Genomic DNA, 668 nt, shown 5'->3' on the forward strand with positions numbered 1-668 from the left:
CGCGGCCGGGCCCCGCACACCCGGCCGGCCGGGTGGCACCTCGTCCGGTGCCCCGCAGCAGGGCCGGGTCCCCTTGGTCGTCGCTCGTGCGGTGACCGCGCAGAGGGACACCGCGTCCACCGTCACGTCCGCCGCCGCGGCGCCCGCGCCCACCGTCCGGCTGCTGTCCGCCCGGCCGCTCGGCCTCAGCACCCCTGTGGTGGACGGTATTTCCGCCGCTGCCCGCCACGGCGGCGCACGCCCCGTGGTGCCGGCGCGGTGGGCTCGCGAGGCGACGCCGCCGGACAGCGCCCGGGCCGTGCGTGCCCGCCCCGGCTCCGAGCCGGGCGGCGGGGCCGTCCAGCGTGCTCCAGGTCGTACGCCGGGCGCGGGTGCGCCGGGCCCCGCTCTGCCCGTGGGTGCTCCCGCCGCGCCGGTGGGAGCGGTGGACGCTCCCCCGCCCGTGCGCGTCGTACGCCCCGTGCCACCGGGATCCACGCAGACCGCGCCGGGTTCCCGCGCGCGGCCGCCGCTGCCCGTGACCGGGCCGCAGCCCCCCACCGTGCAGCCGGCCCCGGCTGGCCTTGCCGCACAGGCCGTACCGGTCCGGGCGGCTCCCGTGGTGCGGGCCGCCGCACCGGTCGTCCAGCGCGATGTGGACGCGGCGGCGGGCGGAAGCCACGGCCCCG

General features: G+C 81.9%; 1 protein-coding gene. It reads right to left on the reverse strand.

Going from position 1 to position 668, the window contains the following annotated elements:
* Nucleotides 1-192, reverse strand: a 192-nt coding sequence (locus GT045_RS39370; RefSeq protein ID WP_237538283.1) for a hypothetical protein, incomplete at its 3' end; no start/stop codon positions are given.
* Nucleotides 193-668: the final 476 nt, after the last annotated feature.

This window comes from Streptomyces sp. SID486 (assembly GCF_009865385.1).
Taxonomy (GTDB): domain Bacteria; phylum Actinomycetota; class Actinomycetes; order Streptomycetales; family Streptomycetaceae; genus Streptomyces.